The following is a 7,510-nucleotide window of genomic DNA, read 5'->3' on the forward strand; positions in this document are numbered from 1 at the left end:
TTAGACGGCAAACCAGGTAAATGACAAAAGAAATCGTGGTGACGAAGACCGAGACTGGCAAGCCTGGTGCTAGCGAGAGGATGAGGCCACCCACGGCGGCGACCTCGGCGAAAAGCGTGGACCACAGCACCGCGCGCACCGGCGAGGAGGTGATCTGCACTGCCGCTGCGCCCGGTGTAATCAGCAGCGCCATGACCAACAGCGAACCGACAATCTGCACTGACTGCGCCGCGGTAAGGCCCACCAGAATGGCAAAGCCTACGGAGATAGCGCGCACTGGTACGCCGGCTGCCTGCGCCATGACCGGGTCGGCGGAAGCGAAAAGCAGCGGGCGCCAGAAGAGCAACACGACGCCCACGATGATGACGGTAGTCAGCGCCAGCAGCCACACCGAGGCCGCGGAAACACCCACGATCTGGCCGGTCAGCAGCGTCATCGCCGTATTGGAATTGCCCGGATAGAGATGCAAAAACAGCACCGATAGACCAAGGCCAAAGCTCATCACCACGCCAATCGCGCTGTCTTGCTGGCCTTTCAACCCCAACACCGCGAGGATGATGGCGGCTACGATGGCGCCCGCGATGGCACCAAAGCCTAAGTTAAATCCGAAGAGCAGGGCCGCCGAAGCGCCCATCAGGGCGAGCTCAGACGTCGCGTGCACCGAAAAGGACATCTGGCGCAGCACGATGAGTGAGGTCATCACACCAGAGAGGATGCCCAGCAGCGCGCAGGCCCACAGAGAAGACTGCACGAAATCGACGCCGAGCAGATACTGGGTGTCTTCGAAAAACTTATTAGACAACGATGAGTCTCCCATCGACCTCGATGACGTTGACCTTGGAACCATACAGCTCAGACAAGACATCCGAGCGCATAACCTCATCCACAGCGCCAAACATGTGGCCATGCGGGGCGACGTAGAGCACCTTATCCACCACGCCTAGCACCGGGTTGATGCCGTGCGTCACGAACAACACGGAGGTGCCGCGTTCTTTGCGCCAGCGGTCGAGCTTTTCCACGGTCGCTTGCTGGCGGGCAGGATCGAGCGAGAGTAATGGTTCGTCGGCAAGGATGAGCTGCGGGTCATTGGCCAGCGCCTGGGCCTGCCGGATGAGCTGTTGCTGACCGCCCGAAAGCTGCCCCACGCGGCGCTCGGCGATGCCGGTGGCACCCACCTCAGCGAGGAGTTCGTCGACGCGGGCGCGGGAGGGGCGTCGCTTAGCGATGGCCCCGTGTGCCAACGACAGTGAGACCAAATCCCGGGCGCGCATGGGAAGATCCTGCGGAAACATGCGCTGCTGCGGAATGAAACCAACCCGCGAATTGACGTCCACGCGCCCTCCGGTGAGCTGGCGCGTGCCCAGGATGGTGCCCAGCAAGGTGGACTTGCCCACGCCGTTTGGCCCCAAGACGGCGATGAATTCGCGCTTGTCGACGCCCAGGTTGAGCCCCGACCACAGCGGTTCCACGGCCGCTTCATGGAATTGAACCAGCACTAAGCCGCCTCGATGTGGTCCACGGCCTGCTCGTAGTAGTCGAGGAAGTTCGTGCCCTCTGGTGGGGTCTCGCCGATTTCCACGATAGGGATGTGGCGCTCCTCAGCTGCCTTGTGGATGCGCGAGGAGATATCGGTCTCGGTCTGTGGGTTATAAATCAGCAGATCGACCTTGTCTTCCTTGATGGCCTCTAGGAAGCGTGCGAGGTCGGCGGCAGTCGGCTCGCCCTCAGACACGGTGGCCTTGCGGAAGCCCTCCGGCGTCACGTCCAAAGCAGGGGTGTACTTCATGATGTAGTCCGCGATCGGCTCGGTCTGCGCATAGTTGAGCTTCGGCAGCTTCTCGACACGCGCCTTAATGTCCTCGACGCGCTCCAACAGCGGGTCTGCAGATGCCTTGGCCTCTGGGTTTTCCTCGTTTACGAGGTCGGCGACCTCGGTGGCGACCTTCTCGATGGCGGCAGCGTCGTACCAGACGTGCTCGTTGCCCTCGATGTTGGTGACCTTGGAGGGCTCCTTCTTGGCGATGTCCTTGGCCTCTGCCGCGGTGACTACGTCCGGCTCTTCGTCGAGCTTGCCGTGATCAGTTAGCGGCAGCGCGTGGATGATCTCGTCCTGGTTCTTCACAGCCTGGTAGAGCCAGGAATCGTATCCGCCGCCACCGACGATGAGGACGTCGGCTTCGTTGGCCTTAGCGATGTCGGCTGCGGTGGGCTCGAAGTGGTGCGGGTCGACGCCGTTGCCCTTGACGATTGGCTCGACCTTAACCTTGACGTCTTGCCTCTGTGCGGAGTCGATGACTTCCTGGGCCACATCTGCCCAGATGGAGGTGGAGGCGACGATCTTGATGGTGTCCTCATCGGCGCTATCGGTACTGGAGCAACCGGCCAGGGTGAGGCTGCCTGCACACAGGAGAGCGGCGGGCGCAGCCAGGGGTTTAAGGGAAAAACTCATGCCCTCTAGTTTGCGTTTGTTGAAAATTGTTGTCAAACGGAAATGTATTGAAAATCCGCTCGCTAAAGACCTTGCCTGAAACGCGAAACGCAGAGGTGAACAGGGTAGGGTAGCCAGCATGGTAAAACGCAGCCAGAATCGGAAAACGCTAGCCTCGCTGGCTGCTGAATTGGGTGTTTCGCGTACCACCGTTTCCAATGCATATAATCGCCCAGACCAGCTGGCCCCGGCCACGCGCGAGCGCATTCTCTCCGCGGCCGCAGCCCACGGCTACACGGGCCCCGACCCCACCGCGCGCAGCCTGCGCACCCGCCGCGCGGGCTCCACGGGGGGTCCTCCTGACCGAGCACTTGTCCTACGCCTTCGAGGACGCCGCCTCCGTTGATTTTCTAGCCGGCATGGCAGAGGCATCCACGGGTGCCGCGACCACCCTAACTCTGATTCCCGCAGGGCCCGACGCCCCTTCCGACGACGCTGCCGCCCTCCTCACCCGCGCCGCCGTGGATGGCTTCGTCATCTACTCGGTCTCGTCCGAATCTGTGGAAGCGGCGCGAACGCGTGGTCTTCCGCTGGTGGTCTGTGATCAGCCCAAGGACTCTGGCCTTCCCTTCGTGGGCATCGATGACCGCGAGGCAATCAAGCCCGCCGCCCGCGCGTTGCTCGCGGCTGGCCACCGCCGCATTGGCATCCTATGTATTCGTCTCCACTACGAGCGCATCGATGGTTTCGTGAGCCCGGAGCAGGTCGAACGCGCAGACATGCACGTCCAGCGCGACCGCGTGCTGGGCGCTCTCGATGTATTTGCACAGGCAGGCATTGGCGAGATTCCCATTGTCACCCGCCACATCAACGATGCGAGCACCGCGCGCGCTGCCGCGGAAGAGCTGCTTGCCGCGCGCCCTGAGCTGACCGCCGTGCTGTGCACCACCGACTCGATGGCGCTCGGCGTGCTCGGCGTCTTGCGCGATGCTGGCCTCGCGGCACCGAAAGACCTCTCCGTGACGGGGTTTGACGGCATCACCACCGCCTTGCTGGCGGGGCTTACTACCGTGGTCCAGCCGAATAAAGCCAAGGGTGCGGCGGCAGGCCACATGTTGGCCGAGCACATCGACGCCGCGCTTTCCGAGACTGCCCCAGCGCACGACCACAAGCTGCTGCCCACCCGCTTCAACGAGGGGACCACGGTGGGCTCGCCGCGCGAGCAGCATTTATTGGATTGGCGGCTCTAGTCGGCACACTTTGCCAAATATTGCGCCAAAACTTGCCGAAATCAGCGCCTTATTTGGCAAAATGTACCGCGCTTGTCCCGTTTACCGCGCTTGCCCCGTTTACCGCGCATCACGCTTAAGCGCCGAGGTGAACCGCGCGGGCCGCAGCGAGCTCCTCCAAGAAATCAGACACAGCCGCAATATCCGGAACGCGGTGTGCGGCTAGCGTCTCGCCCTCGCCAACCTTCACGCCCAGGTCTGGTGGCTGATTCAAAACCGCGAATCCGTCTTCGTCGGTGACGTCGTCGCCCAAGAAAACCGTGGCCGTGGCGCCGACGCGCTCGCGCAGCTCGGAAATCCATGAGCCCTTCGTGGCCTGGGTAGCGGAGAACTCGATGACAGACTTGCCGGCAGTCATGGGGAAACCGGCTGGGTCGAGTGCGCGGCCAGCAGCGTAGGCCTCGGCGGCTAGCTCTGGGTCTGTAAGCTCCAAGCGGCGCAGGTGGAACACGCGCTGGAAAGGCTTAATCTCAATTTCCGCGCCAGGAAAGCGCTCCATCAGCTCACGGATTTCTGCTTCCTTGCGGTCCAAGTGCGCCTGGGCTTCCGGCGAAAGGGAAGAGTCCTGCCACGAGGACTCCGCGCCGTGGGAGCCGCCCAACAGAACCGGCTCGCGCAGCGGGAAGACGCGCTTTAGCCCTTCCAGGTGGCGCCCAGAAAGCGCCGCTACCGTGGTATCCGGCAGCTTCGCCAGACGCTCCAGGGCAGCCAACGACCGCGGCTCGGCGTGAACCGCATAGATGTCATTGGCAAAACCGGCGAGGGTGCCATCAAAGTCAGAAACTACGGCCAGATGCTTGGTTGCTGCGAGCTTTTCAATCATGCCCTCATCCTAAAACAGCCCTAAAGCGAGACCATGCGAATAGCGGGGGAGTCCACCTCGGCGGTATCCAGAGTCAGAACCAGCTGATTATTCGGGTTTAGCCGAACCTCAAAATCATGGTCTTCCGCCAGCAGATTGCGTAGCAGATTATCCGCCCATAGTGCCGAGCCGGTGCAATCGTCGGGACGGGTATCCATTCGCACCTTATCGATGTGCATGGTGTCCGCGTCGCGGATATTGGCGGCATCCTCGGCCTCGCTGTAGGAGACTTTGGCTTGGAACGGCGCACAGCCAGTAGAGCCCACAATGGAGGATTCGCCGAAGCTCATTTGTGGCACCGCCTTAGCGGTCTGCGGAATCGCAGAAGGCTCATCCGGCTTGGTGTAGATAGCCACTACTTGCCAGTCCTTGCCCACGATTCTCTCGTCACCGCGTGGCTGCGGCCCTGAATCCTCGGAGCCGCAGGCGCTAAGTGTCATTGATGCGGCGAGAAGTGCCGCTGTAATTACTCGCTTCACTTGTTCTTCGCTGCTTTCTCTAGGGCGCTCAAAAAGGCGCGCGACCATACATCCACGTCGTGTTGGACCACCTGTGCGTGCAGGTCGAGCATGTGCTGGCGCATGGTGTCGGGTGAATCATCAAGCGCCTTCAATGCGCTGAGCAGGGCGCGTTTGATGGACTCTATGTCGAAAGGGTTGCATAGGTTGGCCTGCTTGAGCTCCGCGGCGGCGCCGGCAAACTCGGAGAGCACCAATGCACCGCGGCCGTCGTCGTGGCAGGTCACATACTCCTTGGCCACCAGGTTCATGCCGTCTTTGAAAGGGGTGACCAGCATGACGTCGGCAAGCCGGTAGTACTTGCGCAGCATGTCCTTGTCCACCGCGCGGTGCACGTAGTGGACCACTGGCCGCCCAATCTGGCCGAAGCGCCCATTGATGCGGCCTACGGCTTCCTCGACCTGCGAGCGGGTCACGCGGTAATGGTCGATGCGCTCGCGCGAAGGCGTGGCAATCTGTACCAGCGTAACCTCGCTCGGATCCAGCGCCTGCGACTCCAGCAGCTCCTCGAAAGCTTTGAGGCGCTGCAGGATTCCCTTGGTGTAGTCCAGCCTGTCGACGCCCAAAATGACGCGGTGGTGGCCGCCGAATTCCGCACGCAGCTTGGCGACGTCGCGGTCCTCCGCCTTACTGAACCGCGTCATGTCGGAGGACTTGATGGAGATCGGGAACGCGCCCACGCCAACGGTGCGGCCATCGACCTTGATGCCGGCAGTGATGTCGCGCGTGCTGACCTCGCCCGTGACCTCTAAGCCGAGGCGAGTGGCCAGCTCTAAGAAGTTACGGGCATTGGATTCGAGGTGGAATCCGATGACATCGGCGCCCATCAACCCGCGGACGACCTCTTCGCGCCATGGCAGTTGCAGGAAGAGATCTGCGGAAGGGAATGGGATATGCAGGAAGAAGCCGATGGTGAGATCAGGGCGTAGTTGGCGCAGAATGCCTGGCAGCAGCTGCAGCTGATAGTCCTGTACCCACACCGTGGCGTTGGGTGCTGCGACCTTGGCTACTTCTTCGGCAAAGCGCAGGTTGACCTCGCGATAGGAGTACCACCACTCGCGCTTGTACTGCGGGGTGACGATGAGGTCGTGGTAGAGCGGCCACAGGGTGGCGTTAGAAAAGCCCTCGTAGAAGCCCTCGTAATCCACGTCGGTCAGCTTGACCGGGTGCAGCAGCACACCGTTTTCGGTGTGGAAGGGTTCCGGGGCGTCGTTTGTGATGCCTGGCCAGCCCACCCAGCAGCCTTGCTCGGCCTCCAGCACTGGCGACAAAGCAGTAACCAAGCCGCCAGGCGAGGCCTTCCAGGTGCGGGTGCCGTCCGGTTGGATCTCCAGATCCACGGGGAGGCGGTTGGCCACCACCACGAAGGAATTGTCGTGGCCAGACATTGTTCTTAGGCCTTCTTCGTGGTCTTCTTAGAAGCCTTCTTGGCGGTCTTCTTTGTGGACTTCTTGGTCGACTTCTTCGTTGCCTTCTTGGTGGTCTTCTTCGAAGATTTCTTGGTTGTCTTCTTCGAGGACTTCTTAGAAGCCTTCTTTGGCGCAGCGTCTTCCTGCTCTGCCAGAACCTTCTTGTGTACCAAGCCATCTGGCTCGACGCCGAGCATGGACATCAAGGTCACGCCATCGAGGAAGTCCTCAGCATAAGTAGCGACGATGCGGCGCGCAGCGCGGGCGGTCTCCTCCTCGACTGCATTGTTCTGGTCTGCAGCGGGCTGAGTGTCAGTGACCTTTGGTGGCACGAAGTCCTCCTGAACGAGTTGTGAAAGCTTTCAGACCGCATATTCTACGCCATGCGGCCGTGCGGTGCGGATTCGGGGCTATGTGCGCAGAGATCTATTTTGTGGGCCTGGGTTATGGCGCCGGGCACGGCGAGGATTTCGCCCTAACTGCCAAATCGGTGCCGTGCAGGGAAGGCGAGTTCAGGTGGTGAATGCATCTATACAGCTAGGAGGTTGTGTAGATGTCAAGTGATAAGAGGCTGTGTGAGCGGTACGTGGAGGCGTATCTGCATGATGCGCGTCCGATGTCGGTGATCCTGAAGGAGTTGGGGGTCTCGAAGGCTACGGCGAAGGTGTGGCGTCAGGCTGAGGGCCTTAGCCGTGGTCAGCGTCAGCGGAGTCTGACTGAGAATAAATTCAAAGATCAGTACCAAAAGGTCGTTGCTCTTGTAGAAAGCGGCCAGTCTGCGCATAGCGCACTGAAAGAGACTGGTTTCCCACAGACTGCTTACCGATACCTTGCCCAAGACGGTATCGAACTCGCTAATACCAGTCGCGGTGGAGCCATACAACGCGAGCGGGATCGCATCGCTAAAGCTTTGAAACTTGTTGACGCTGGAAAAAGCTATAAACAGGCTGGCCAGGTGGTTGATCGCTGCGGGGCCCGACCCCCGGAAAGTGGACACATCGGGG

Annotated in this window: 8 protein-coding genes and 1 pseudogene; 1 reads left to right on the plus strand and 8 read right to left on the minus strand. The window is 61.1% G+C overall.

Going from position 1 to position 7,510, the window contains the following annotated elements; all coding sequences use genetic code 11:
- The 3 genes from HMPREF2875_RS04215 to HMPREF2875_RS04225 all read right to left on the minus strand — a co-directional run.
- The coding region (locus HMPREF2875_RS04215) for a metal ABC transporter permease (RefSeq protein WP_210388150.1) at positions 1-817 on the minus strand (817 nt) is incomplete at its 3' end.
- Positions 795-1,496, minus strand: coding sequence for a metal ABC transporter ATP-binding protein (locus HMPREF2875_RS04220; protein ID WP_062043320.1), 702 nt, complete (start codon positions 1,494-1,496; stop codon positions 795-797). The genes HMPREF2875_RS04215 and HMPREF2875_RS04220, both read right to left, overlap by 23 nt.
- Positions 1,496-2,449 carry a metal ABC transporter solute-binding protein, Zn/Mn family gene (locus HMPREF2875_RS04225; RefSeq protein ID WP_070670612.1) on the minus strand — a complete coding sequence of 318 codons (954 nt, stop codon included), beginning with the start codon at positions 2,447-2,449 and terminating at the stop codon, positions 1,496-1,498. Before HMPREF2875_RS04225 ends, HMPREF2875_RS04220 begins: the two co-directional genes overlap by 1 nt.
- Before the next feature lie 118 nt (positions 2,450-2,567).
- On the opposite strand from HMPREF2875_RS04225, the pseudogene HMPREF2875_RS04230 reads away from it, so the two are divergent.
- Positions 2,568-3,678: pseudogene (locus HMPREF2875_RS04230) on the plus strand (LacI family DNA-binding transcriptional regulator).
- Positions 3,679-3,793: 115 nt separating this feature from the next.
- On the opposite strand, the gene otsB reads toward HMPREF2875_RS04230, so the two are convergent.
- From otsB to HMPREF2875_RS13800, 5 genes are all read right to left on the minus strand, one after another.
- The gene (gene otsB, locus HMPREF2875_RS04235) at positions 3,794-4,540 is read right to left on the minus strand and encodes a trehalose-phosphatase (protein ID WP_061924620.1); all 747 of its coding nucleotides are present in this window, start codon (positions 4,538-4,540) and stop codon (positions 3,794-3,796) included.
- Between the two features lie 20 nt (positions 4,541-4,560).
- A complete protein-coding gene (locus HMPREF2875_RS04240) occupies positions 4,561-5,058 on the minus strand; it encodes a metal ABC transporter substrate-binding protein (RefSeq protein WP_235591083.1) in 498 nt (165 codons plus the stop codon).
- Positions 5,055-6,485 (minus strand): alpha,alpha-trehalose-phosphate synthase (UDP-forming), encoded by a 1,431-nt coding sequence (locus HMPREF2875_RS04245; protein ID WP_049063231.1) that lies wholly within the window; start codon positions 6,483-6,485, stop codon positions 5,055-5,057. Before HMPREF2875_RS04245 ends, HMPREF2875_RS04240 begins: the two co-directional genes overlap by 4 nt.
- Before the next feature lie 5 nt (positions 6,486-6,490).
- Complete coding sequence (locus tag HMPREF2875_RS04250; RefSeq protein ID WP_061924617.1) at positions 6,491-6,838, minus strand: hypothetical protein; 348 nt, start codon at positions 6,836-6,838, stop codon at positions 6,491-6,493.
- A 224-nt stretch (positions 6,839-7,062) separates the two neighbouring features.
- Positions 7,063-7,510 (minus strand): hypothetical protein (locus HMPREF2875_RS13800; RefSeq protein WP_210383009.1); only part of this gene is annotated, 448 nt, incomplete at its 5' end.

This window comes from Corynebacterium sp. HMSC078H07 (assembly GCF_001812805.1).
In the GTDB taxonomy this organism is placed as follows: Bacteria; Actinomycetota; Actinomycetes; order Mycobacteriales; family Mycobacteriaceae; genus Corynebacterium.